Genomic DNA, 25,087 nt, shown 5'->3' with positions numbered 1-25,087 from the left:
GTTGCAGAACCTCCGAAATCACCATCCGCCTCAAGTCTCACCTGCTCCACACCAAAGTGTGGCCATTTGCACCTATCGCCGCTTGCGATGTGTGGGATTTGGGGCCGTCGCATTGGTCGCCATGTCGCTGGCCCCTAGTCAGGTCGCGGCGCAAACCACCGTTTATGAGACAGAGGAGTTCTCAATTGATGTCGGCTTCGATGCGGCAGCCGTGGTTTTCATACAGGACAACCCATGGTTCGGCGAGGCGGAGGCCAATATCGGCGTCGATACCGATGGATGGACCGAATTCGCAATCGAACCGCAGCTCTATCTCACCGTCCCGCAAGTTCTCGGCGGAGAACTAACTGCCGGCGTCTCACTTGTAGGCACCAAGACCATTGGCGAAAGCGCCGAAGGCCTCGGTGTCGGCCTCGACAATCCTTCGGCGGCGACCATTGAAAAGCTCTATCTGGGTTGGCGTGGCGATCTTGGTCAAGGAACCGTGCTTGATCTTAAAGCAGGCGATTTCGATTATCAGATCGGAACCGGGTTCTTGATCAAGGATGGCGGACGCGATGGTGGCGACCGCGGAGCTTTCTATCTCGGTGCTCGCACTGCGTCGCGCGGCAGCGTGCTTGCCCAGATCTCAAATGGTAACTTTACTTTCGAGGTATTCTGGCTGGGTAACAATCCCGGCCGTAGCGGCGTGCGCGCACATGTCGGCGGCGCCAATGCGGAATATTCGCTCTCCGATCGAACATCCATTGGGCTGACCTACATCCAGGTCGGGCATTTCGATGATGCCATCGCGGCAAATACCGTGGAAAGACTCAAGACCTATGACGTCCGGGCCTCTGTCGGCCTCGCCAAAGGGCTGACACTGTCCGGTGAATATGCCCGTCAGAGCGGGGCTGATATTTATGATGGCGTGGGTTGGTACATTCAAGGTGACTATATCTTTGACAAAGTACCTCTCGATCCCACGCTCACCTATCGCTACGCGGTTGTGTCAGGGGATGATCCGCGAACGGTGCAGAACGAGGAATTTATCCCTCTCGCCTACGGCTTCACCGATTACGGACAATGGTATCAAGGCGAGATTACGGGCAACTGGATCTTCGCGAATTCGAACCAGAAAACGCACATGGTCAAAGCCTCCGCTTCGCTAAGCGAACGGCTTTCGCTTAGCGGATCCTGGATAAATTTCACGCTCGACGAGCCTGGTCAGCTTGGTGTGTCTGACGAAGATCTCGGCAATGAATTCAATCTTTTCATAGATTTTCAGGCGACCGAAAAATTGTTCTTCTCGATCGTCGGCGCGATCATGGTTCCGAGCGATGGCGCGAAGCAGTTCACGGGCGGTAGCAGCACTTGGTCGCACGTGATGCTCTATGCTTCGGTATCGTTCTGAAGGGACCCCAAGCATGAGAGAAAATGGCGCACGCACTCCCGAGACCCGCAAAGCCTGGCGGTTTGCCTTTCCCACCGCATACACGATATTGTTTGTACTCATCGCCCTGGTCGCGGCGGGCAGTTGGATCTTGCCTGCGGGCGAATACGAGAGGGCCGATAATGCGGAACTTGGCCGCAGTGTTCCAGTTCCTGGAACATACGAACCCGTTGCCCCAAACCCGCAAGGCATTGTCGACGTCTTCATCGCGCCAATCGCCGGCTTCTACAATCCCGAGAGCTATGAAGCCCAGGCCATCGATGTCGCTCTGTTCGTTATCATCCTCGGCGGATTCCTCGGTGTTGTAACGAGAACTGGAGCAATCGATCGCGCGATCGAGCGAGCTATGACCGCACTCAGGGGACGCGAGGTCTGGATGATCCCCATTCTGATGGCATTCTTCGCTGCAGGGGGAACAACATATGGCATGGCGGAGGAGTCGCTCGCTTTTTACGGCCTTCTCATCCCGGTCATGCTGGCTGCCCGGTTTGACTCCGTGGTCGCAGTCTCGGTGATCTTGCTCGGTGCAGGCGTGGGCGTATTGGGTTCAACCATCAATCCCTTCGCCACCGTCATCGCTTCCAACGCGGCAGGCGTGCCCTTTACCTCGGGTTTAGGCCTACGCCTTTTCATCCTCGTCGCGGGATGGGCTGTGTGTTCCACCTATGTTGTACGCTACGCGCTGAAGGTACGACGCGATCCTTCGAGATCTATCGTTGCCGACGAAAGCGATGCGATCGCGGCGCGCTTCAAGAGCGAAGACCACGATCCGACAGCGCCTTTGACCTGGCCCCAGACTCTCACTCTCATCATCTTCGCAGCGACCTTTGGTGTAATGATCTGGGGCGTCTCGTCACAGGGTTGGTGGATGGACAAGATGTCCGCTCTGTTCATCGCCGCCGCCATCCTAGTCGGGATGGTGACATGGATGGGCGAAAAGGGGTTTGTGGAGGCATTCATGGAAGGCGCGAAGGACCTTTTGGGCGTCGCGCTAATCATCGGCATTGCCCGCGGAATAGTGGTCGTCATGGATGCCGGGAAAATGACCGACACCATTCTTCATGCTGGTGAGCAAGCACTGAGCGGGCTCGGTGCGGTGGGCTTTATCAATACCATGTTCGGGATCGAGCTGGGCCTCTCCTTTCTCGTTCCATCGTCTTCCGGTTTGGCCGTACTCAGCATGCCAGTGCTGGCGCCGCTTGCCGATTTCTCCGGCGTGGACCGCTCGTTGGTCGTTACGGCATACCAGTCTGCAAACGGGCTCGTGAACCTGATCAACCCTTCATTCGCCGTGGTGATGGGCGCACTCGCGATCGGCGGTGTCCCTTACCAGCGCTGGCTCAAGTTCATGTGGCCCCTGCTTCTCGTCCTCGCGGCGCTGATCATGGGCGCACTCAGCTTCGCCGTGCTGATCGGCTGACAGACCATCACCCCGTTCCAAGAAAGGACCGCATCTATGACAGGCTTTGGCGTTCATTCCGAAATCGGCAAACTACGCAAGGTCATTACCTGCGAACCCGGACTAGCCCACTCCCGCCTGACGCCGGCCAATGCCGAGGCGCTGCTCTACGACGATGTTCTCTGGGTCCAGGAGGCGCGCACAGATCATGCCGACTTCCGTATGAAGATGAGCAACCGTGGTGTCGAAGTATACGAATTTCACGATCTACTGAAAGAGGTTGTGGAGCTACCCGATGGACGGGCCTGGATACTTGATCGACGCATCTCCGAAAATGAGGTCGGCCTCGGCATGCTCGGGGAATTGCGGGCATGGCTCGACGAGCTCCCCGCTGCGCAACTGGCGGTGTTTCTCATCGGTGGCATCGCAGTCCATGAGCTGCCCTTCGAAACACACGACATGTTCGGGAGCTATCTCGGCCCTGACGGCTTCGTCATTCCGCCTCTGCCGAATACACAGTTCCCTCGCGACAACAGTTGCTGGATCGGCCAGGGCCTTACGTTGAACCCGATGTACTGGCCCGCGCGACGCCCGGAAACACTGCTCGTGAGCGCTGTCTACAAATTCCATCCTGCTTTCGCCGGAGGCGACTACGGCGTCTGGTGGGGCGATCCAGATGTAGACCACGGACCCGCAACGCTGGAAGGCGGGGATGTAATGCCTTGGGGAAATGGTACGGTCCTCATCGGCATGGGCGAGCGCACTTCCCCGCAGGCTGTCGGACAGGTCGCCAGAGCCCTGTTTCGCAACGAAGCCGCATCGCACGTGATCGCCTGCCAGCTGCCCAGAGCGCGTAGTTCCATGCATCTGGACACAGTTTTCTCCCATTGCGACCGCGACGTCGCAACGGCCTATGTCGAGGTGTGCGATCAGATCCAGTGTTACAGCCTGCGACCGGGCGGAAACGGCCAGGAGATTGATTTTCGCAAAGAAGAGAAGCATCTTTTCACCCTTGCTGCCGAGGCAATCGGACTGAAAAAGCTCCACATCGTCCAGACCGGAGGCGATGCTTACTCACAAGAGCGCGAGCAATGGGATGACGGAAACAATGTCGTGGCCATCGAGCCCGGCGTGGTGGTCGCCTACGACCGAAACACCTCGACGAATACCCTTCTGCGCAAAGCGGGAATCGAGGTCATCACCATCAGGGGCTCCGAGCTCGGTCGCGGTCGTGGCGGCGGCCATTGCATGACTTGCCCTATCTGGCGCGATCCGGTCGATTTCTGACCGAATTTCTCGATCCCGCACCACGCCCCCCTCCTCTCGAACAAGAGAAATTATGGCTTACAACCTCAAAGGCCGCAGCTTTCTGAAGTTGCTCGATTTTGATCAGCGCTCCGTGCGTCATCTGCTTGACCTGGCGCGCGACCTTAAGCGGGCAAAATATTCCGGCACCGAACAGCAACATCTGAAGCGCAAGAACATTTGTCTGGTTTTTGAGAAGTCTTCGACCCGTACCATGTGTGCCTTCGAAGTGGCCGCAATGGATCAGGGAGCAGGTGTCACGTATCTCGGCCCCACCGGGTCCCAGATCGGGCATAAGGAAACGATGAAGGATACGGCGCGCGTACTGGGCCGCATGTATGATGCGATAGAATATCGCGGATTCGGACAAGAGAAGGTCGAAGAGCTAGCGGCCTTCGCGGGAGTGCCGGTGTTCAACGGACTGACCGACGAATTCCACCCGACACAAATGCTCGCTGACCTCATGACCATGCGCGAGCACGCCGATAAGCCGCTATCCGATATCTCCTACGCGTTTATTGGCGATGCACGTAGCAATATGGGCCATTCCCTTATGATTGCTGGATGCCTCATGGGTATGGATGTTCGCCTCGCGGCGCCCAAAGTGCTCTGGCCATCCCGCGAGTATCTCGACCCCGCTGAGGCTTTGGCGGAGAGGTATGGAGCGCGTCTGACACTGACCGAGGATCCAGCAGAGGCTGTCGCTGGATGCGATTTCGTGAATACCGATGTCTGGGTGTCGATGGGCGAGCGGGACGAGATCTGGAAAGAACGGATTAAATTGTTATCTCCTTACCAAGTCAACGCTGATCTTATGAAAACGACTGGTAAAGCATCTACTAAGTTCATGCACTGCCTACCAGCCTTTCACAATACAGATACAACGATCGGTAAAGACATATTCGAAAAATTTGGAATTACAGAAATGGAGGTAACCGAAGACGTTTTCGAATCCCCTGCAGGAATTCAGTTTGAACAGGCAGAGAACCGGCTTCATACTATAAAAGCAGTTCTTGTCGCAACAATCGGGGACTGAACCCATGCGAATTGTCGTAGCACTTGGCGGCAATGCACTGCTGCAGCGCGGAGAAGCCCTAACGGCAGCCAACCAGCGCGAAAATATCCGTATGGCGGCCGCCGCCCTGGCGCCGCTCGCGGACGAGCACGAACTGATCATTTCTCATGGCAACGGGCCGCAGGTAGGTTTGCTGGCGCTTCAAGGAGCAGCCTACAAACCCGAAGAAGCCTTTCCGCTGGATGTCCTCGGCGCGCAGACCGAAGGGATGATCGGTTATATGATCGAGCAGGAGCTAAGAAATCGGCTATCGCCGGAAAAACCGGTCGCGACGATATTGACCATGGTGGAGGTCGAACCGGACGATCCCGCCTCCGACAACCCGACCAAGTTCGTCGGTCCGGTTTACACCGTTATGGAGGCCGAATATTTGGCCCGCGAGAAAGGCTGGGTGATGAAACGCGATGGCGAGAACTTTCGCCGGGTGGTCCCCTCCCCCGCACCCAGGCGCATTGCGGAAATAGCTCCCATCCGCTGGCTTCTAGAAAAATCGGCGATTGTCATATGCGCCGGAGGCGGCGGCATTCCGGTGACCCGGAGCCCGGATGGTCTTCTTGTCGGGGTAGAAGCGGTGATCGACAAGGACGCGGCGAGCGCGTTGCTGGCGCGCAATCTCGATGCCGATTTGCTCGTGATGGCAACCGATGTTGACGCGGTCTATCGCGACTGGGGCCAAGCCACACAGCGACGCATTCAGTCCGCAATGCCAGGAACAATCGATGTGGGTGAATTTCCGGCAGGCTCAATGGGTCCCAAGGTCCAAGCTGCGTTGGATTTTGTCACTCGGACCGAAAAAAATGCTGCAATTGGAGCGCTGGCAGAGCTAGGGGCCGTAATCGCCGGACAAGCTGGCACAGCGATCACACCAGATGAACCCTCTTAGTATCGCGGATACACAACCGGCCGGCAATCTCGCCATCATTGGCCTCCCTGATCTCGTTCGCCGCTAACTGTGCTTGGCCGATGAAACGCCCCCTCACCAGCGTTTCCCGAACTCGGGGGAGGTTTTGGCGGGCGAGCGGTCGTCAACATCACACCTGCGGTCGCGATGGCGGTCCCCAGCACCATCAACAGAGTGACACGCTCGCTGAAGAACGCGACGCCAATCGTCAGTCCAAACACGGGAACAAGAAAGCTAAAGACGTTGGCGTTTGTGAGCTCGATCTTTCCGAGCGTGTATTGCCACAGCCAAAAAGCGACGGCGGTTCCGGGAATGCTCAGACCTATAAGACTCGCGATGAACAGAGGTGACCAATCAATGGTTGCGGCGCTTTCGGTCAAGCTGGCGATAAGCGCGAGCGGAACAGCCCCGATCAAGAGTTGTAGACCCATGGCTACAGCCGCATCGGTTTTTTTCGAGAGTTTCTTGATAGCGATATTGCCCACGGCAACACCCGATGCAGCCAGCAGGACATAAGCCAGCCCCCCGAACGAGGACGATTGGTCCCCGTCCATAATCTGCGGTGCCGCAATGACCGCGATGCCCAGGAAACCGATGCCGAGGCCGATCCAGCCACTTGCGGACAAGCGCTCCTTCAGAAAGAGAAACGCCAGAACCGCAGCGATGAGCGGCTGGCTGTTGGCGATCACCGTCGCCAGACCCGGAGCGACGAACTCGGCAGCGTGGAACATACCGTAATATCCAAGCCCGGTCATTCCGAAGCCCGCGAGCGAAATCCATCCCCACGTCGCACCGTCACGCGGCAAAGGTTGGCGTAGCAGTGCGGCACATCCAACAAGCGTCAACCCCGCAATCACTGCGCGCAGCACGGCGAAGGTAAGATGAGGTGCGCTTTCGAGCCCAATCGTTATCAAAGGATAGCACGATGCCCACAACACCATCACCAGAGCAGCGGAGAACCTAGGGGGCACGAATGTCGTCGTTATATTTCGCAAAGGGAAACGGTGTGCACCGCAGCGCCGCCGGGTACAAGCTGTTCGAGGATACGGCGATATGGAAGCTTGATGGCTCGGCATAACCGAGAATTGGCCTGCCCCAAACCGCCGCCCAGGGCATTGCTACGCAGTGGATGATTTTTGAATCGCCCTTCACCGCTATCTAGCTCACACCAGCGTTGGCGCAGCGCCGGTTCCCGAGTTGTAACGCCGGTTCACTCGCTGGGTCCGACAGTGCATCGCCGTTGCGATTATACAGATAATCGCGTGTCAATGGCACGGCATCGCGCTGTCGGCTGAGCTGCATTTGGAACACCATGAGATCGCCGTTTCTGAACATCATCTCGCAGGCTGCCAAATAATACTCCCACATACGGCAAAAGCGCTCATCGAACATTTCTACTACAGTCCCGCGCCGCCGTTGAAAGCGCTCGTACCAGTGCCGCAGTGTTTCAGCATAATGAAGGCGGAGTATTTCGATATCGGCAACCCACAGCCCTGTACCTTCGACCGCCGCAAGGGTTTCCGAAAGAGAAGGGATATATCCTCCAGGGAAGATGTATTTGTTAATCCACGGATCTCTTCCTCCGGGTGGCGTCCGACGGCCGATCGAATGGACGACCGCGATCCCATCAGGTGCTAGATGCTGGCTGATAGATCGAAAGAACGGCGCGTAACTCGGCGGGCCGACATGTTCGAACATGCCAACAGAGACAATCCTGTCGAACTCACCATCGACATCACGGTAATCGCAAAACTCGAACTTCACCTTTTCGTCCATCCCGGTTTCGGCTGCTCGTGTTCGAGCGCGAGCGAGTTGTTCTTCGGACAGGCTGATACCGGTGACATGCGCATCGAAGTCTGAGGCAAGATCAAGGGCCAGACCGCCCCACCCGCACCCGATGTCGAGCACGCGCGAGCCCGGCTCCAGCATCAGCTTGCGCGCGATATGATCGCGCTTGGCGGTTTGCGCCTGCTCAAGGGAATGGCTCCTATCGCAAAAATAGGCGCAGGAATACTGCCAGTCCGCATCGAGAAAGAGCTCGTAGAACTCGTTGGAGACATCATAACGGTGCGCAACGTTCTTTGCGGCGCGCGCCCGACGGATCCCGGTCAAGGCAGTCGTCAGCTTCGAAAACGAAGCGCGAAGCCGCTCGAAGGGAATGCGATCGAGTGCGTCGAGACCGGAAGTGATGATTGCCAACAGGTTCCGAACGTCGCCTTCTTCGATGATGAGCGTCCCATCCATGTAGGCTTCCCCCAAGGCGAGCGAAGGGCGAATCATCAATTTGAGTGGCAGGGTCGCACTATGGAGTCTGATCGTCACCGATGGACCGGACGTACCGGAATCGACGATTCGCTTCCTTCCCTGAGCGTCGATGATGATCACACGTCCGCGCCGCACCAGGGCCTTGAGCGTAGGTATGATCAGCCCGAGAAAGCTGAAGTTCGTCGTGTTACTGGCTGTCCGTCCCCGTTCCATACGTGTCCTCAAATTCATATTGGCAGTGGCCAGTGCAAGGACGCCAGCATGGTGCGTGGCTTACAGTACAAGCCGCGCACATTGCGATCGGGGCGAGGAGGCAATGCTGCTGTAAGAAAGTCGGTGATCGACCGTCTATCATGCCAAGCCCCTAATGCTGGGCAAGGTAGACATTGGAAGATCTAGATTATGGCGCACGAAACGCCCGAAGGGCAAAAGCCGTTCATGAAAACGAGAGCAGGCTTCTCGTTGATCGTGTTTCTTGCAGTGATCGGTTTCTTGCTCCTTTTCGAACACCGCGCGCACATTCCAGGCAATTATCTTTTTCTTGGTCTGCTTCTCGCTGGCTGCATGATTATCCACCTGTTCATGCACGGCGGTCATGGTGGCCATACATCTGGTGATCCGCACGGGAGAGGGCACGAGTCCAGTGACGGTTCTGCCGAAAATCACGTTCCACACAGTACGAAAACAGGCCCTGTCGGCAACAACGGGGAGGCGCGTTGACATGGAAGGCTCGTCTTACGGCCTGTGGATTTTGGTCATATTCAATTCGGTGATCTTCATCCTGTTCGCATTCAGCTTCTTCAAGCCACAAACCGGGCGAGACTGGCGCTCTTTCGGAGCTTTCAGCGCCTTCGTCATCGCGCTTTTCACGGAAATGTATGGCTTTCCGCTCACAATCTATTTTCTCTCAGGCTGGTTGCAGAGCAATTACCCGTCGGTCGACTGGCTTACCCACGATTCAGGACACCTCTTGGAGATGCTGTTCGGATGGCGCGGCAACCCACATTTCGGACCTTTCCATCTACTGAGTTTCGCCCTGATAGGCGGAGGGTTCATTCTCCTCTCGGCCGCATGGCGCACGCTTTATCAGGCCCAACGAACCAACACGCTCGCATCGACCGGCCCCTACGCCCGAATTCGGCATCCGCAATATGTCGGCTTCGTGCTCATCATGCTTGGATTTCTCGTGCAGTGGCCGACGCTCTTGACGGTCGCGATGTTCCCAATCCTGGTCGTCATGTATTGGCGGTTGGCGCTACGCGAAGAACGCGAAGGGGAGGCCGAATTCGGCGAAGAATACCGCCAATACAGGAACAAGGTTCCACGGTTCATTCCGAAATGGAACACCATCATGCCGTCCGGGCAGGGTTCATGAGTGCCGCGTGTGCACACCTGATACTCAGACAAGACCGATGACTGACACTTCACCCGTAACAGTGGTTGGTGCCGGCCCCGCCGGGCTTTCCGCCGCTATTGTGCTCGCACGAGGAGGCCGCGAGGTGATCGTGCATGAATGGCATTCCCAGGTCGGTTCGCGCTTTCATGCTGATTATCAGGGACTGGAAAATTGGAGCACGGCAACGGACGTCCTGCTCGATTTTCAAAGGGCCGGGATCGAGCCGGAGTTTCTCGCTCACCCTGTCCGAAAGGGGTACGGCTTTGATGCCGAAGGCACGCGACACGAACTCTCTTCCGATCGCCCTTTTTTTATCTAGTCGAACGCGGAGGGGGTCCTGAAAGCCTGGAGCAGAGCCTCCTGAAACAAGCACAGTCGCTCGGCGTCGAGATATGTTTCGGGAGCCGTGTCGAGACTGCTACTGGACCGGCAATCCTCGCTGCAGGACCGCGCCGGGCCGACGTCATTGCATCTGGATTTGTATTCGACACAGATATGGCCGACGGCGCCTTTATCGCATTTGACGAGAACCTTGCCCCGTCTGGGTACGCTTATCTACTGATCCACCGTGGGCGCGGGACCGTTGCAAGCTGCCTGTTCACCAATTTCAAGCAACAGAAGCTTTATGTGGAACGCACATGTGCGTTCTTCGCAAGCGCAGCGGGTCTGAAGATGACGAACCCGCAGGCGTTTGGCGGTTTCGGTAATCTACGATTTCCGCAGACGGGGCTGCAAGGGGGGCACCCTGTCATAGGCGAACATGCCGGCTTTCAGGATGCTTTGGCTGGGTTTGGCCTGCGTTACTCGGTTTTTTCCGGCGTTCTCGCCGCACGCAGCCTCTTGGAAGGCAGAGACTATCAGGAGCTTTGGCGACGCGATCTTCTGCACAGAATGAAGGCTTCGGTCGTCAATCGATTTCTCTTCAATACCGTTGGCCGCAGGGGCCGAAGTTTCGTCACACGGAAACTTCTTGGCGGTGATACGGAACGGCTCCTTCACACCCTCTATTCGCCATCACTGCTGCATCACACTCTCTATCCGATCGCCCGTCACCGCTTTCGGGCGAGCCTGCGAGATCCGAGCTGCAATCATCGAGACTGCTCCTGCGTCTGGTGCGAACATGGTCTGGACGACAATCATGAAAATAACTGATCCCGTATGCGGAAAGACGATCGTGCTGGAAACAGTCGAGGCTCATATGGAGTTCAAGGGATGGTCGTATTTCTTCTGCTCGAAGACATGCCTGAATTGCTTCCAGCGCGAGCCGGACCAGTTTGTCGAGGAGCGGAGTGGAGCTCCGCCCTCGATCCGTAGACCGGGCGGGTGAAGGGCCAAGAGAATGCCTTATCCACGGCGGCGGCGCTCTTACAGGGCTTGCTCCAAAATCCCTCGTCAGCACCTTCCTGGGCAAACATAGCTCACAAGTCAGATCGGACACCATCTCGTCTGGAGGCGGCATGGGAATGGCTTTCGCGAGCAAGGAAGCAACACCAACCGGAGTCCGACGCCGCAGTTCGTCGAACATCAAACGTCTGTGATCGAACCTGCAGAGTGATCGGCGTGGCGCACGTCTTCGCGTCATATCGACCGCTCCTTCGGCCCGGATCGAGGACATGGACCTGCTCCGCAGCGATAGCGTCAGTCTCACCTTCATGGCGACGTTGCGGAGAGTGGCCGCGTGCGACAAGGTATCGCTACAATAACGGGCTGAACAACCGCGCCAGATTTTCTGCAAAGCGCATATGGGCAGGTCGCCCTTCCCATTCCGCACGGGTAAGCAATTCACTTCTGGCCATGTTGACCTCGTTCTCGGCCTGAACACGCTGAGCGAAGGCCCTGTCATAGACAATAATGCCGGCTTCGGCATTGAGTTCGAGCGATCGCAGGTCGACGTTCATGGAACCGACCAGACATAGTTGTCCATCGACATGGACATGCTTGGCATGCAGCAACCCATCCCTGTAAAGATATATCTTGGCGCCGGCATGAAGCAGGTGATCGAAAAACGAGTTTTGGGCGAGCTCGACTAAGCGATGATCACCTCTCGCCGGCAGAACAAGCGACACGTCGACACCTCGCAGCACGGCCGCTTCCAGAGCCAGAACGAGGGCTTCGTCGGGAACGAAGTACGGAGTTGTAATAACGATCCGTTCCTGCGCAGCGTGAATGAAGGCGTCGAGAAGAAGGCGGAACACGTAGCCATCATATTCCGGCCCACCCGCCACAAGTTGCGCATGGGCCGCTCCCGGCGCATGGTCATGTCGAAAAAGTGAGTTTTGTGTGAGCGCTTCTCCGGTCTCCAGAAACCAATCCGTGGCAAAAAGTGTCTGAAGCTGTATCACAATCGGTCCTGTGACGCGGACGACAAATTCCTTGTTGCGGGAACCGTCCGATTGCTCGGCTCTGATAATATTTTGCGAACCGATATATCCGACACGACCGTCGACTATGCCGATCTTGCGATGATTCCGAAGGTCCGGGCGCACGGACTGCTCTCCCCAAAAGGAAATTGGAAGCGCGCGCCTGACATCGATGCCACAAGCCTTGAGCTTGCGGACAACACGGCGCGCCCACCAGAAGGACCCGAGGGCGTCAATCAAGATACGACATTGAACCCCGCGCTGGGCCGCAGATCGAAGTGCCGTGATAATCCGTCGCCCAACCGCATCGTCGGCAAAAATGTAAGTCGTGAGATGGACGTGGTCAGTCGCCGCCTCGATATCCCACACAAGGCTATCCACTAGCGCGTCATAATCCGGGACAACGTCAATGGAGTTGCCGCCAACAACCGGGAATGTTCTGGCCTGCTCGATCAGGTGCGCCGTTGGAGCGAAGTCTTTGGCGAGCGCGGGCGAGGAACAATGTCTGGACATCGAAACACCTTGACGCGCTGACTTCAGTAACTGCCGCGCATATGCCAAGCGCTTGCGGCGGCGTGACAAGGCGACGGGGCGGACGAAGCACAGCGAGAGGAGTAGAGCGGGGATCGGGAAAACGAGCGTCAGCGGCAGCCATGCGCGGGTCACCGCAGCGGGTGCGCGCAGGACAGTGGCAAGCAGGATCGCGATGCGTGTGATCCAGTCGATTACGAGATAGAACGCTATCGTCGACATGGGGATTGCCTGTGGCCATGCGCGAAAGCCCCGTTAAGCGACGAATCGAATATTTCATAAGTCGCTACATGCACTGGGAGGAAGAGGCAGCACACCGAGCGGGATGCTGCGCACCTCACGGACGCTGCGCAAGCTTGGATTGCCGTGCTGGAAAAAGGAGCTCGACAGGGCCGATGCTCTCCGGTCGATTCATGTGATGGTTTGATCCAGAGGAATCGTTTGCGCACATAAGGCGTACCGGCACCGTCGCCATTACACTCCTCTCGCCATGCATTGGTTGGCGGCGTTCCGGTCTTCATCACACATGCAACGCTACCGGACTATCGGCCAAAGCGTTTCGAAACGCAGCGCGCGCGCGATGCAGCCGTACCGCCAGATTGTTGGGAGAGATTGAAAGCTCTTCGGCAACCGCAGCAGGTTCGTGTGCACTTAAATCAACCTGCCGAATGAGCGCCGCGTAGCCCGGCCTCATGCGCGAAAGCGTATCCTTGAGGACAAATTCCTCATCCAGCCAAAGCGTCTCTCCCGGCTGGTCGGCCAGGCTACCCACCCCTTCGTCCAAAGAGACCGTCCGCGCCCGCAAGCGGCTTGCCTGTCGATAATGGTCGAGAAGTGCCGTTTCGAACAGCCGCCGCAGCCAACCGTGTACGGCCCGGGTATCGCGCAGCTGCGGTGCGCGTTCGAGCGCTTTCAGGCAGAAGCCGTGAAGAACATCATCTGCTTGCGACAGATCGCCTATTCGTTTGAGCGCCAGTCGGCGATACATGGGGTAATCGACCAACAAGATTCTTTCAACGACAGCCCGCGCTCCTGCTGCCGGTTCCGTTCTCTTTTTCCCGCTGCCGTGTCGTTGTGTACAGCTATTGCACTCAAGCATGACCCTCCCCCGACGAATTGGTGTATCGGTTTCAGATACGCAGAGGCGAGCTCCAGCCCTCAAGAAATTCAGCCGAGTGACCAACCAAGAATTCGTACTGATTGATGATCAAGGGAATCCTCTCACCAGTAATTCCGAATTTTGGTTTAAGTTCACGACACTTAGATCATTAAACTCTTTCCATACCCACGAGCAAAGGCATCAATATTGGCGATCGTCGTATCGAGAATGCGTACGACAGGTTCATGTGTGTTCTAAGCGATGTGAGGGATGACAATCACATTGGAACCCGCAGGAGCACATGATTTGCTACGAGTGCCTCCAAACTGTCTTTTCCCAAAGACGGCCCCCGGAGCCGGCCTTTTGGAGACGGGTTTTGGGGCGGCGCATTACAGTGCGGAACTCTTTTCGCTCCGGAAGAGCAAGCGCAGGCCAATCGGCGTCAGTATGGTCGTGACGAGCGCCATGAGCACGAGAGCGGAAAACAGATTAGCAATCACGGGATCCGGGTGATCGAACAGTCCCGCTTCCAAAGCGATGCTCACAATCACCAGTTCAACCGCGCCGCGGCCGCTCATGCCGATGCCCACTCCCAACGCCTCTTTGCGCGTGAGCCCCGACAACCAGGCGGGTACGCCCGATCCAAAGATTTTTCCGAGAAGCGCAATGACGATTAGCGAGATGACAAATCCTGGCATGACTGTCAGAGCCGCAAAGTCGACTCGAATGCCAATTGAAACGAAGAAAAGCGGCGCGAACAGGCCAAGCGTCAAATCGCTTGTCGTCGCCTTGAGACGCGCAAATCGCGCGGTCCCAAGATTTTTCGCAGTGAAAAACAGTCCGGCCACAAATGGTCCCAGAATGAAATCCAATCCGAGAATCTCGGCAAGTCCAGAAAACGCCAAGGCCAGCAAAAGCAGGGCGGAAAATTCGGAAGCCGGGACCCTTAGCCGCGCGACGAAATCGGCTATCCTCGACGCCGCAAAATATCCGGTCGTGCCTGCTATCAGAAAAAAGAGCGCGACCTTGCCAACGACCCAAAGCATAGCCTCGACGCCCGGAACATTACCGGCGGCGATTGCCCCGACCAAAAGCGCCAGCAAGACCAGACCGGCCACATCATCGAGTATTGCGGCCGCAACCACGGTGCGGCCGGTCGACGTGTGCAACATACCCAGATCCATAAAGACACCGACAGCGACCGGGACCGCGGAGATTGCCAGCGATACGCCAACCAGCAGGGCCTGGACGAACAGTAGCGGATTCTCGGGAATGGTCAGCCACGCCAAGGCGAAGCCGAGCGTTAGAGGAACCACCACGCCGCCCAGCGCAACTCCAACTGAGCGTGCTGAATGCCGTAGGAGCTCGCCTGGCGCGATCTCAAGTCCGGCGATCAGCAGCAGAAAGAATATGCCAAATTCCGAGGCGAGATCGAGGAAGGTGCTATCAGCAAGCTCAAGGATGAATGAGACATTTCCATAGAGGGCGGCAAGCGCGAGCAGGAGTCCGGCCAATATCTCGCCAACGAGCGCCGGTTGACCGAGCCGGACTGCCACTTCGCCGAGAAATCTGGCCAGCAAGAGCAGTAGAATAAGATGGATCAGATGGTCGATCATGTTGTGATGCTCATAAGGAACATTGCGAAAAGACCTACAGCTCCCGCATATCCGAGCATCGGGATTAGCGTCAGTCGGATGATTGCTCCCTCGCGGCCCGACAAACCGACTATGGCAGCTGCGGCGACCACGTTCACCACAGAGACCATATTACCGGCACTCGCCCCCAGAATCTGGGCCGCCAGGACAATGTCAGGCCGCAAGCCGCCTTGGTCGGCGGCGGTCAGCTGAAATGCCGCGAAGGTCATGTTACTGAACGTCGCGCTGCCAGAGAGAAAGCTACCGAACGCGCCGATGAATGGGGCGAAGAATGGCCAACTTGAAGCGGCGGCATCGACCGCGAGACCAGCTAGCGCCATCGGCATACCTTCGAAGCCGACGCCATTATCGGTAGAGTGCACGAAAACACGGACCATTGGTACAGCGGCTGCAAGCGTCAGTCCGCTGGCCGTTGTCGCTTTGATCGTTGCTCGCCCTGCACGGTCGATTTTCCTATACCCGAGGGGAAGCACCCCGATTGCCACTGCGGCTGCAATGACGAACATGGTGCCTGGCAGGTAGAATGGCGCAACCGACGCATTGATCGAAGTCCCCAAGACAGAGGCCCAACCGATCGTCACCGCTTGAAGAGCTTCCTTGAACGGCAGAAGCTCTATCCGGCTCAATAAGAGCAGCACGGCGAGTGAGAGATAGGGAACCCAGGCGTGAAGAAGCGGTAGGGACGATATCTTAGCCGGGTGTTTGGCATCACGCGCACCTGCCCGAGTAGGCAAAAGGAACAGGCCACGCCTTGCGATCGGCACCACGATCATGATCGCGATGAGCGCGCCAGAGAGTGTGGCAAGTTCTGGACCGAGAAAGCTGACCGCGAGAAAGGCTGGCAGCGTGTACGCACAACCGGCAATCAGCGCGAAACGCCAGTAGCCCAGACCGCTGCGCCAGGTTCGCTCATCGGAGAAAATTCGCGAATAGATGAGGATCAGCACGAAGGGTATGAACGAACCCACTACGAGGTCGATGCCAGCGGCCGTCACGGCCGCGCTTTCAACCAAACCTGCGGGTATCTCGCCTGCACCGCCTTGATTCAGCCCTTGAACAAGTCCGATCGCCACGGGAGTTCCAATCGCGCCAAATGCTACGGGCGTGCTGTTTGCCACAAGCGCCAGCGTCACGGCGCCCAATGGTGGGAATCTCAAGGCAACCAACAGGGGGGCCGTGATCGCCGCCGGCGTACCGAAGCCTGCAGCCCCCTCGAGAAACGCGCCAAAAACCCAGGCTACGAGGACGAGTTGAACACGCGGCTCGGAAGAAATCGACGAGAATCCCTCGCGGATCCTTTGCATCGCCCCTCCCTCTATCAATAGCTTTAACAGAAGGATGGCGCCAAACACGATCCAGAGGATCGAGGCAGCAATCGCCAGACCCTCGATCGATGCCGCGATGATCGTCCGGATGGGCATCCGCCATACCGCGAGACCCGCCACGATCGTAATCACATAGCCCAGAGCCATAGCCTTTGATGCAGACGTCCGGAGACCGACGAGCAGAAGCAAGACGGCCAGCAAGGGCGACAATGCTGCAAGAATGAGCCAACTCGTTATCACGCCCTTCCCAACCCTGAAGATTGTCGACGATAGATCCAACGCGTTTCGCCAACGCGATTCCCAGACGACAACACCAGCCTTGCCTTCAGAGGATCTTCTGGCCGGTCAGACCAGCGCCAAATACAGCCTGATCGTGCACTGCGATACGGCAGTGGAAGGAGGTGAGCACAAATCGTAAAATATTTCAGTCATGCGTGTAGTCGAAGTGTACCGTCACGCTTCGAACGCGGTGCATCCGAGGAGGAGTTGAGGGTGACTGGGGCGCTTCCATGTGAGGCGGCCAATCCATCTTGATACCGATTTGGTAGTCGTTCCCCCGGGAAAAGCTTGTGAAGCCACCATAAGTCAAGGCCCCTGCCACGGTCATCGGTTCAAGACGCACCACTCGTTGGAAACCACCAGGCTCCGTAATATGCGCTGTGACCTTGGCATTGGTAATGCGCTTTCCAGAAGCTTTCTCGAATACTGCGGCGACAATGTGCACACTATGCGCGCTTGCCGGAGCCCCGCCGTGCATGCTCGCTTCAGGGTGACCGGTCGGATGTCCACGCACCGTCGCCGCCGGTACGACACCAAGATAGACCGCAACATCGCCTGACGACTTAAACCCGTCCACGACGCCGGCAACACTGGCGGTCGGCCGACCCACGAAGCTCGCGATAACGATTGCAACGGCTGCACTTCTCCAGCCCCAGTTTGCCAAATTCAGCACATCATCCTCACTTCTGTGTGATGGATATGACGGCTTGCAGCTCCGGATATTACACGGCGCAGGACCTGTCTCTTCCGGACGGCAAGCACCGCTTCGGATGCACTCCGATCACTCAGCAAGCAGCGAACTGTAAGACCAATCGATTCGCCGCGTCCGTTGTCTGTTATAACTCAAAGGCGAGGCAACGACTTGTCGCTCCAGGATCGACGCTTCCTCACGCCCTCGGGAAATTCGTCTGATCTGGACTTCACGGACGGCATAAGACCGCTGTCCAGCTTGCAGCGATCCTGCTTCCTACCAAACGCAACACAAACTGCCGGAAGTCTCTCACAAGCCGATGACAAAACCTGCTCGACCCTTACCAGTCGCCCCGGTGAAAACGCAAACATGGCACGCCCAATCTGTGGACGAGGTCCTGAAACATCTCGAAACAGATCATCGAGGGCTCGCTGAATCCGAAGCTGCGCGCAGACTCGCCACTGTTGGACCAAACCGCCTTCCCCCGGCTCGCGTAAAAGGGGCAATAAGCCGCTTCGTCTCACAATTCGACAATTTGCTCATCTACGTACTTCTTGCCTCGGCAGCCATCACCTTCGCTCTCGGGCACCGGCTGGACGCAGGCGTAATTGCGGCGGTGGTACTGTTGAATGCTGTCATCGGCTTCGTTCAGGAGGGGCGCGCAGAATCTGCGCTCGACGCCATTCGGGCCATGCTTTCCCCAAACGCCACAGTCATCCGGAGCGGACAGCGCAAGACTCTTGGCGCGGAAGGGCTCGTTCCCGGAGACTTGGTATTACTCGGCCCGGGCGACAAGGTCCCGGCTGACCTACGATTAGTCCGGACCCGAAACCTTAGGGCCGACGAAGCCGCGCTTACCGGGGAATCGGTACCGGTAGCCAAATCCCCGCATGCTGTCGCTTCGGAAACGGTGTTGGGAGACCGCAGTTCCATGGTGTTTACGGGAACTCTGGTGGTGGCCGGACAAGGGGCTGGCGTGGTGGTCGGCACCGGCGGTGCTACCGAATTGGGCCGCGTCAGCGCGCTTGTCAGAAGTGTTGATACGCTCAAGACGCCCTTGCTGCGAAAGATAGATGTCTTTGCCCGGCGCCTAACCTTTGTAATCTTGGTTTTGTCCGCGGCAATTTTTGGCTTTGCCGTAACGGTCCGGGATTATGCACCCGAAGAAGCGTTTCTCGTCATTATTGGTGTTGCGGTCGCGGCAATTCCTGAAGGTCTCCCCGCCGTTCTGACCATAGCTCTCGCGATCGGTGTCCGGCGCATGGCAGCGCGAAAGGCCATCATCCGGCGGCTTCCCGCAGTCGAGACCCTCGGCTCGGTTTCGGTAATCTGCACCGATAAAACCGGCACGCTCACTCGGAACGAAATGACCGTTACGACCGTCGCGATCGACACGGGCTCTTACGCGGTAAGCGGTGTCGGTTACGAACCAGATGGAGAGATCCAACGCGATGGACGGGTGATACAGCCTTCTGAACATGGCGCGCTGACCGAGTTGGCCTGTACGGCCCTGCTTGCCAGCGATGCAAGCCTACGTAAGAGCGATGCGGGTTGGCTCGTCGAAGGCGATCCGATGGAAGGTGCACTTGTGGTCTTTGCGGCCAAAGCTGGCCTTGATGCAGGACCAGTCCGCCAGCGCTATCCTCGTCTCGACGAAATTCCCTTTGATGCCAACCATCGTTTCATGGCCACGCTACACAGCAAGCCCGACGATCAAGGGACATTCATCTGCCTTAAAGGCGCTCCGGAACGCATCGTGGCAATGAGCGATCGGCAAGGGACTGCTGCGGGGGTCTGCGCCATCGACCCTAACGAGTGGCGGCAACGGGTGGATGAATTGGCGAGGCATGGACGGCGGGTCATCGCGATTGCCACAAAGGACATGCCGTCCGAAACCGAAAGCCTCTCATTTTCCGAAGTGGCAGATGGTTTTACCATACTCGGATTGATTGGCCTCATCGATCCACCACGCGCTGAAGCGCTATCGGCAATCGGTGGCTGCCAGACTGCTGGCGTTCGGGTAAAAATGATCACGGGAGACCATGCCGCGACCGCAGCAGTGATTGCCAACCAGATTGGGATAAAGGCAGCGCGAGCCCCCCTGACCGGCGCGGATTTGGATGAGCTTGACGATAAAGCGTTGGAAAGCGTCATCGGCTACACCGACATATTTGCTCGCACAACACCTGAACACAAGCTGCGGCTGGTCACGGCACTACAGGCCAGCGGCGCCATCATGGCAATGACCGGAGATGGAGTTAACGATGCTCCGGCATTGAAGCGGGCGGATGTGGGGGTGGCCATGGGACAGAAAGGAACCGAAGCGGCCAAGGAAGCAGCAGACATGGTGTTGATCGATGACAATTTCGCCTCGATCGTTGACGCCGTACACGAGGGCCGGACCGTGTATGACAACGTGCAAAAGGTCATTGCATGGACGCTGCCCACCAATGGTGGCGAAGCGCTTGCAATCATCGGCGCGCTCCTTCTTGGGCTGACGTTGCCCATGACCGCTGTCCAGATCTTGTGGATCAACATGGTGACTGCGGTCGCACTCGGCCTGACGCTTGCCTTCGAGCCACCCGAACCGGGAGCGATGCACAACCCCCCGCGGTTGATCGATGAGCCAATCATTTCGGCTTTTGTTGTCTGGCGTATCATGTTCATATCGGTGCTGTTCGTAATCGGCACATTTGGCGCTTTCTTCTGGGCTGAAAGCCGCGACCTTTCGTTAGAAGCTGCGCGGACGCTGTCTGTAAATACGATAGTCGTTATGGAGATATTCTATCTGTTCAGCATCCGATACCGGCACGGTGCATCTTTCACTTGGGACGGTTTGTTGGGCACCCCGGCAGTTCTGATCGGTGTCGGTACCGTAGCCTTGCTGCAGCTTGCCTTCACCTATGCTCCACCACTGCAGGCGTTATTCGACACGCGGTCGCTGGATCCGATCGATGGAGCAATGGCAATCGGGTCAGGGCTGCTGCTGTTCATGGTTCTGGAACTGGAAAAGCTTGCGGGCAGACATCTGGCGCGTGGTTTCGGACATCGAAGCTAGCCGAACGCTGCGACAGACCGATTGCAGCTACTGCGCCACCTGGAACCTCCTTGCAGCCTCATCCCTTAGCGATCCTTGTCCACGGGCTTCAATATCGCCCGCACAAATCCACCGAAGGAGACTTGGCGCGAATATGGCGAAAGGAGAGTGTAAGACAGGCAAGCGGATATCGTCTGAATCTGAATCCACATGTGTTCTTCCCGCGAGAAAGGATTTTGGTTTGTCCACACTGACGCTTGAAGTCGGCGCCCTATTTGAAGAGCTCGATCATTTGGGGGTCGAAAAGCAGCTCCTTCAGGAAGCTGGTGTCATTTCGGCAAATGCCAATCCGGCAGGAGGGAGCGTGACCGTCAATTACCACCCCAATTTGACCAATCCGGACCGGTTGCGGGACATCATTTCGCGCTGCGGCTTCCGTTGCCAGGGCTCGATCACACCGAAACACGTCTGTTCGCCGCCAGACTCCGGACCAACGATTACGGAGCACTTCGGAGATGCCCTTGGACATGCGCACCGGTCCGCGGCCCCATCCGGCAAAGACGAAATGGCCCACGAGATGGGTCACGGCGGGGGCATGGACATGCAGGAGATGGTGCGCGACATGCGCAACCGTTTCTGGATCGCGCTACTGTTTACAGTTCCGATCTTCATCTACTCGCCGATGGGCGGATTTTTCACACCGCCCGCGCCACCCTTCGGCATTGAGCTGAAACTCTGGCTGTTTGGGCTGGCGAGCGCAGCTGTGCTCTATCCCGCATGGCCATTCTTTGTTGCCGCTTGGCGGGCGTTGCGGAACGGCGTTCTGAACATGGCTGTTCTGGTCGTCTTGTCGGTAGGAACGGGTTATCTCTTCAGCGTCGGATCGACATTCTTCTTCCCCGGCGTCCAGTTTTACGAGGCGGTCGCGGTCCTCCTAGTGTTCATCCTGCTCGGCCACTGGCTGGAAATGCGCGCGCGAGCCGGAGCCTCGCAGGCGATCCGGGCACTGCTCGACCTGGCACCACCCATGGCCGTGGTTCAGCGCGACGGCGAAGAACTGGAAATCCCCACCGCAGAAGTCCTTCAAGGCGACCTTATCATCATCCGGCCAGGCAACAAGATACCCGTCGACGGCGAGGTGGTCGAAGGCAGCTCGCAGGTCGATGAGTCCATGCTGACCGGCGAGTCCATGCCGGTGGGCAAGGCCCCTGGCGACACGGTCATTGGCGCGACGATCAACAAGAGTGGCAGCTTCCGCTACCGGGCGACCAAAGTCGGTGCCGATACGGCGCTCGCGCAAATCGTAAAGCTTGTTCAGGAGGCGCAGAATTCAAAGGCACCCGCCCAGCTCCTTGCAGACCGCGCGTCGCAGTGGCTCGTCCTCATCGCGATCGTCATCGGCCTTCTGACCTTCGCTGTATGGTTCTGGTGGATAGGCCAGACACTACTCTTCGCAGTGACCTTGACCATCACCGTCTTCGTGATCGCCTGCCCCGACGCGCTCGGGCTCGCGACGCCGATGGCGGTAATGGTCGGAACGGGATTGGGCGCAACGCACGGCATTCTCTTCAAAAACGCCTCCGCCCTCGAAGATGCAACCAAACTCGACGTGGTGATCTTTGACAAGACCGGCACGTTGACGATGGGCGAACCACGCGTGGTTGATGTCGTGCCGGCTGCTTCGGAACAGGTCGATGACGTTCTCAGATATGCTGCCGCTGTCGAGCGGGGGTCGGAGCATCCACTCGCGATCGCCATTCTTGAACACGCCAAACATCTTGACGCACCTCATGCGGAAAACTTCCTCAACATAGACGGCAGGGGCGCCCAGGCCGACTTGAATGATGGTAAGATTCTGCTCGGCAATCGTCGGCTGATGGACGAGAACGATGTCGCAATCGGCGATCTGACCTCGCGCGCAGAAGACCTGAAGGGCGCTGGGCGGACTGTTGTCCATGTCGCCTATCGGGGCCGCCTATTAGGCCTCATCGCGATAGCCGACGCACCGCGGCCGACTGCGCGGCGGGCAATCGAGAAGCTCCACTCCAAGGGTATCGAGGTGGCGATGCTTACCGGCGATAACGAAGGAACGGCGCGCCGCGTAGCCGAAGAGCTGGGTATAGATATCGTCCTGGCCGATGTTCTTCCGGGCCAGAAGGCGGAAAAGGTGAAGGAACTGCAGGCGCAGGGTAAACGGGTTGGAATGGTCGGTGACGGGATCAACGATGCCCCCGCGCTCACTCAGGCCGACGTCGGCTTTGCGATCGGCGCGGGTACCGACGTGGCCATGGAAAGCGCCGATGTCGTCCTGATGCGCAGCGACCCCTACGATGTCGTCGGGGCGGTAGAACTCTCACGTGCAACTCTGCGGAAGATGCATCAAAACCTCTTCTGGGCAGTCGCCTACAACGTGGTCGCATTTCCAGCGGCGGCGGGCGTTTTCTATCCGCTCATCATCAGCCCTGCAGTCGCCGCGATCGCCATGTCGGGCAGCTCGGCTCTCGTCGCCGTAAATGCGCTTTTGCTGAAACGAACCCGTCTCGAAGGGATTTCGTCTCCGGACAAGACAATACGGCAGGAAACTGAACACGACGCAAGTCAGCTGTCGGCCTGATCAGCAATGTTCCATGATGCCTCATTCGTGGGCAGCGCAAAGCATTCAAGTGGGCGGCAAGGCCCGCGACAATATCGTATGGTGATCCAGCACAACGCCGCTGCCACCATACGCGAAGGCGCGGGCTGCAGGATCGAGGCGCGCTGCACAGAAGCCGTCAAATACCGCCGAAGGGGCATGCTTGAGGCAGGCGGCCTCAAGCGCGAGGGCGGCCGTTTCGACAAACCGCCGAGCGTCCGCTTCTCTAGGCAATCCCTCAGCCAAAAGCGTGTCCAGCCTTTCAATCGTCGTATCGAGCAACGCATGCGCGCCGGAAGCTTGGACCAATTCGCCGCGAAACGCTTCCCACGCATCGGGTTCGCGGCCAAGCGCGCGCAAAACATCGAGCGCAATGACATTCCCAGAGCCTTCCCAGATCGCGTTCAAGGGACTTTGTCGGAACAGCCGGGGCATGGGTCCTTCTTCGACATATCCGGCCCCTCCCAAGCATTCGAGGGCCTCGTGGACGAATCCGGGTTGGCGCTTGCAGACCCAGTATTTCGCGATTGGCGTCGCCAGGCGGGCGAAGGCTGTTTCTTCCTCGTTACCCTTCTCCGCGGCATCAAATGCCGAGGCTATGCGCATCGTCAGAGCGCTGGCGCCCTCGGCTTCGAGCGCAAGGTCCGAAAGCACGGTTCGCATCGCTGGTTGATCGGACAGCCGCCGCTGGAATGCGGTGCGATGTCGAGTGTGCCAAATTGCTTGCACGAGGGCGGCACGCATTCCCGCGGCAGAGCCTGCAATACAATCAAGGCGTGCGCCCTGTACCATCTCAATGATCGTCCTCACCCCTCTGCCTTCATCGCCAACGCGGTGCGCGAGAGCGCCGTGATACTCGATTTCGGACGACGCGTTCGAGCGATCGCCCAGCTTGTCCTTCAGTCGCATGAGGTGAATGGCATTGCGGCTCCCATCAGGGCGCCAGCGCGGAACCAGAAAACAGGTCAATCCGCCTTCGGCATAAGCCAGCGTCAAGAAGGCATCGGACATCGGCGCGGAACAGAACCATTTGTGCCCTGTCAGCTCGTACTCTCCTTCCCCAACACAACGCGCGCGTGTTGTATTTGCACGCACGTCGCTACCGCCCTGCTTCTCGGTCATTGCCATGCCCATGGTCGCGCCCTCTTTATCGCCGACCGGGATGACGCGCGTATCGTAGCGACAACTCGTCACGCGAGGCTCCCATTCATTCGCAATCGCCGGCTCGACGCGCAGTGCCGGGACAACCGCATAGGTCATCGACATGGGGCAGACGGTGCCGGCATCCGCCTGTGTCATGAGATAAAGCAGTGCGGCGTGCAGCGCATGTCCGCCTTCTTCTTTCCACGCGGCCGCAGAGACGCCTCCTTCCAACCCGAGGCGCATCAGCTCGTGGTAGGAGGGGTGAAACTCGACCTGGTCAATACGGTGCCCGAAGCGATCAAATGTTCTCAACTTCGGGGAATTTTCATTAGCGAGCCGTCCCCACTCGATTACCTCTGCACTTCCAACCTTCTTGCCAAAAGCCGAGAGACGGGAACCATGCTGGTTCGCGCTTGTCCGGGCCAGCGCATCGCGCAAGGGCTGGTCGAGCGCAAAGGCATCGAAGTCTTCGAGAGGTGGAGGTTGATTGGAAACCTCGTGGGTGATGAGCTGACTTTGGGGGCGATAAATAGACATTCCGAACCTTCGTAAGACGCGAAGA

21 protein-coding genes are annotated in these 25,087 nt (G+C 57.8%); 13 read left to right on the top strand and 8 right to left on the bottom strand.

Features of this window, described 5'->3' with window-relative positions:
• Window positions 1-112 precede the first annotated feature (112 nt).
• The 5 genes from MUY37_RS12295 to arcC are packed head-to-tail and all read left to right on the top strand — an operon-like array spanning window position 113 to window position 6,094.
• Window positions 113-1,393 carry an alginate export family protein gene (locus MUY37_RS12295; RefSeq protein WP_499195629.1) on the top strand — a complete coding sequence of 427 codons (1,281 nt, stop codon included), beginning with the start codon at window positions 113-115 and terminating at the stop codon, window positions 1,391-1,393.
• A 13-nt stretch (window positions 1,394-1,406) separates the two neighbouring features.
• Window positions 1,407-2,852: a YfcC family protein gene (locus MUY37_RS12290; protein WP_499195628.1), complete on the top strand. Its 1,446-nt coding sequence runs from the start codon at window positions 1,407-1,409 to the stop codon at window positions 2,850-2,852.
• A 36-nt stretch (window positions 2,853-2,888) separates the two neighbouring features.
• Entirely contained in the window at window positions 2,889-4,118 is a 1,230-nt protein-coding gene (locus MUY37_RS12285) for an arginine deiminase (RefSeq protein ID WP_499195627.1), read from the top strand.
• 52 nt (window positions 4,119-4,170) lie between these two features.
• The gene (gene argF / locus MUY37_RS12280; RefSeq protein ID WP_499195626.1) at window positions 4,171-5,172 is read left to right on the top strand and encodes an ornithine carbamoyltransferase; all 1,002 of its coding nucleotides are present in this window, start codon (window positions 4,171-4,173) and stop codon (window positions 5,170-5,172) included.
• Window positions 5,150-6,094 (top strand): carbamate kinase, encoded by a 945-nt coding sequence (arcC, locus tag MUY37_RS12275; protein WP_499195625.1) that lies wholly within the window; start codon window positions 5,150-5,152, stop codon window positions 6,092-6,094. Before argF ends, arcC begins: the two co-directional genes overlap by 23 nt.
• Before the next feature lie 35 nt (window positions 6,095-6,129).
• Here arcC and MUY37_RS12270 read toward each other — a convergent pair whose 3' ends face one another.
• A complete protein-coding gene (locus MUY37_RS12270; RefSeq protein ID WP_499195729.1) occupies window positions 6,130-7,053 on the bottom strand; it encodes a DMT family transporter in 924 nt (307 codons plus the stop codon).
• 217 nt (window positions 7,054-7,270) lie between these two features.
• A complete protein-coding gene (locus MUY37_RS12265; protein WP_499195624.1) occupies window positions 7,271-8,590 on the bottom strand; it encodes a class I SAM-dependent methyltransferase in 1,320 nt (439 codons plus the stop codon).
• Between the two features lie 267 nt (window positions 8,591-8,857).
• On the opposite strand from MUY37_RS12265, the gene MUY37_RS12260 reads away from it, so the two are divergent.
• The 5 genes from MUY37_RS12260 to MUY37_RS12240 all read left to right on the top strand — a co-directional run bounded on the left by MUY37_RS12260 (window position 8,858) and on the right by MUY37_RS12240 (window position 11,100).
• Window positions 8,858-9,097 (top strand): DUF2933 domain-containing protein, encoded by a 240-nt coding sequence (locus MUY37_RS12260; RefSeq protein WP_499195728.1) that lies wholly within the window; start codon window positions 8,858-8,860, stop codon window positions 9,095-9,097.
• Window positions 9,021-9,752 carry a methyltransferase family protein gene (locus MUY37_RS12255; protein WP_499195623.1) on the top strand — a complete coding sequence of 244 codons (732 nt, stop codon included), beginning with the start codon at window positions 9,021-9,023 and terminating at the stop codon, window positions 9,750-9,752. The genes MUY37_RS12260 and MUY37_RS12255 overlap by 77 nt, the downstream gene beginning before the upstream one ends.
• A gap of 37 nt (window positions 9,753-9,789) precedes the next feature.
• Window positions 9,790-10,092, top strand: coding sequence for an FAD-dependent monooxygenase (locus MUY37_RS12250; RefSeq protein ID WP_499195622.1), 303 nt, complete (start codon window positions 9,790-9,792; stop codon window positions 10,090-10,092).
• A gap of 176 nt (window positions 10,093-10,268) precedes the next feature.
• Window positions 10,269-10,925 (top strand): hypothetical protein, encoded by a 657-nt coding sequence (locus MUY37_RS12245; protein ID WP_499195621.1) that lies wholly within the window; start codon window positions 10,269-10,271, stop codon window positions 10,923-10,925.
• Entirely contained in the window at window positions 10,894-11,100 is a 207-nt protein-coding gene (locus MUY37_RS12240) for a YHS domain-containing protein (RefSeq protein WP_499195620.1), read from the top strand. Before MUY37_RS12245 ends, MUY37_RS12240 begins: the two co-directional genes overlap by 32 nt.
• A gap of 367 nt (window positions 11,101-11,467) precedes the next feature.
• On the opposite strand, the gene cls is transcribed toward MUY37_RS12240, so the two are convergent.
• From cls to MUY37_RS12220, 4 genes are all read right to left on the bottom strand, one after another.
• Window positions 11,468-12,886: a cardiolipin synthase gene (cls, locus tag MUY37_RS12235; RefSeq protein ID WP_499195619.1), complete on the bottom strand. Its 1,419-nt coding sequence runs from the start codon at window positions 12,884-12,886 to the stop codon at window positions 11,468-11,470.
• Between the two features lie 298 nt (window positions 12,887-13,184).
• On the bottom strand, window positions 13,185-13,763 hold the full coding sequence (locus MUY37_RS12230) for an RNA polymerase sigma factor (protein WP_499195618.1): 579 nt from the start codon (window positions 13,761-13,763) through the stop codon (window positions 13,185-13,187).
• Between the two features lie 389 nt (window positions 13,764-14,152).
• The gene (locus MUY37_RS12225) at window positions 14,153-15,379 is read right to left on the bottom strand and encodes a cation:proton antiporter (protein ID WP_499195617.1); all 1,227 of its coding nucleotides are present in this window, start codon (window positions 15,377-15,379) and stop codon (window positions 14,153-14,155) included.
• Entirely contained in the window at window positions 15,376-16,983 is a 1,608-nt protein-coding gene (locus MUY37_RS12220; RefSeq protein ID WP_499195616.1) for an L-lactate permease, read from the bottom strand. Before MUY37_RS12220 ends, MUY37_RS12225 begins: the two co-directional genes overlap by 4 nt.
• Here MUY37_RS12220 and MUY37_RS12215 point away from each other — a divergent pair.
• Complete coding sequence (locus MUY37_RS12215) at window positions 16,964-17,161, top strand: hypothetical protein (protein ID WP_499195615.1); 198 nt, start codon at window positions 16,964-16,966, stop codon at window positions 17,159-17,161. The genes MUY37_RS12220 and MUY37_RS12215 overlap by 20 nt on opposite strands.
• 6 nt (window positions 17,162-17,167) lie before the next feature.
• Here MUY37_RS12215 and MUY37_RS12210 read toward each other — a convergent pair whose 3' ends face one another.
• Window positions 17,168-17,695 carry a hypothetical protein gene (locus MUY37_RS12210; RefSeq protein WP_499195614.1) on the bottom strand — a complete coding sequence of 176 codons (528 nt, stop codon included), beginning with the start codon at window positions 17,693-17,695 and terminating at the stop codon, window positions 17,168-17,170.
• A gap of 337 nt (window positions 17,696-18,032) precedes the next feature.
• Between MUY37_RS12210 and MUY37_RS12205 the strand changes: the two genes are divergently transcribed.
• Complete coding sequence (locus MUY37_RS12205; RefSeq protein ID WP_499195613.1) at window positions 18,033-20,771, top strand: HAD-IC family P-type ATPase; 2,739 nt, start codon at window positions 18,033-18,035, stop codon at window positions 20,769-20,771.
• 220 nt (window positions 20,772-20,991) lie between these two features.
• Complete coding sequence (locus tag MUY37_RS12200; RefSeq protein ID WP_499195612.1) at window positions 20,992-23,364, top strand: heavy metal translocating P-type ATPase; 2,373 nt, start codon at window positions 20,992-20,994, stop codon at window positions 23,362-23,364.
• A 45-nt stretch (window positions 23,365-23,409) separates the two neighbouring features.
• Here MUY37_RS12200 and MUY37_RS12195 read toward each other — a convergent pair whose 3' ends face one another.
• On the bottom strand, window positions 23,410-25,062 hold the full coding sequence (locus MUY37_RS12195; RefSeq protein WP_499195611.1) for an acyl-CoA dehydrogenase family protein: 1,653 nt from the start codon (window positions 25,060-25,062) through the stop codon (window positions 23,410-23,412).
• Window positions 25,063-25,087 lie beyond the last annotated feature (25 nt).

It is taken from the genome of Qipengyuania sp. ABI-127-1 (assembly GCA_022953095.1).
In the GTDB taxonomy this organism is placed as follows: Bacteria; Pseudomonadota; Alphaproteobacteria; order Sphingomonadales; family Sphingomonadaceae; genus Qipengyuania.
This window is presented reverse-complemented; position numbering and strand designations above follow the sequence as displayed.

Excerpts from the sequence above, each read along its gene's own strand:
- MUY37_RS12290 (WP_499195628.1), top strand. The coding sequence starts at position 1,407 with ATGAGAGAAAATGGCGCACGCACTCCCGAGACCCGCAAAGCCTGGCGG.
- MUY37_RS12285 (WP_499195627.1), top strand. The coding sequence starts at position 2,889 with ATGACAGGCTTTGGCGTTCATTCCGAAATCGGCAAACTACGCAAGGTC.
- argF (WP_499195626.1), top strand. The coding sequence starts at position 4,171 with ATGGCTTACAACCTCAAAGGCCGCAGCTTTCTGAAGTTGCTCGATTTT.
- MUY37_RS12270 (WP_499195729.1), bottom strand. The coding sequence starts at position 7,053 with ATGGTGTTGTGGGCATCGTGCTATCCTTTGATAACGATTGGGCTCGAA.
- MUY37_RS12265 (WP_499195624.1), bottom strand. The coding sequence starts at position 8,590 with ATGGAACGGGGACGGACAGCCAGTAACACGACGAACTTCAGCTTTCTC.
- MUY37_RS12250 (WP_499195622.1), top strand. The coding sequence starts at position 9,790 with ATGACTGACACTTCACCCGTAACAGTGGTTGGTGCCGGCCCCGCCGGG.
- MUY37_RS12245 (WP_499195621.1), top strand. The coding sequence starts at position 10,269 with ATGGCCGACGGCGCCTTTATCGCATTTGACGAGAACCTTGCCCCGTCT.
- MUY37_RS12240 (WP_499195620.1), top strand. The coding sequence starts at position 10,894 with ATGGTCTGGACGACAATCATGAAAATAACTGATCCCGTATGCGGAAAG.
- cls (WP_499195619.1), bottom strand. The coding sequence starts at position 12,886 with ATGTCGACGATAGCGTTCTATCTCGTAATCGACTGGATCACACGCATC.
- MUY37_RS12230 (WP_499195618.1), bottom strand. The coding sequence starts at position 13,763 with ATGCTTGAGTGCAATAGCTGTACACAACGACACGGCAGCGGGAAAAAG.
- MUY37_RS12225 (WP_499195617.1), bottom strand. The coding sequence starts at position 15,379 with ATGATCGACCATCTGATCCATCTTATTCTACTGCTCTTGCTGGCCAGA.
- MUY37_RS12215 (WP_499195615.1), top strand. The coding sequence starts at position 16,964 with ATGAGCCAACTCGTTATCACGCCCTTCCCAACCCTGAAGATTGTCGAC.
- MUY37_RS12205 (WP_499195613.1), top strand. The coding sequence starts at position 18,033 with ATGACAAAACCTGCTCGACCCTTACCAGTCGCCCCGGTGAAAACGCAA.
- MUY37_RS12195 (WP_499195611.1), bottom strand. The coding sequence starts at position 25,062 with ATGTCTATTTATCGCCCCCAAAGTCAGCTCATCACCCACGAGGTTTCC.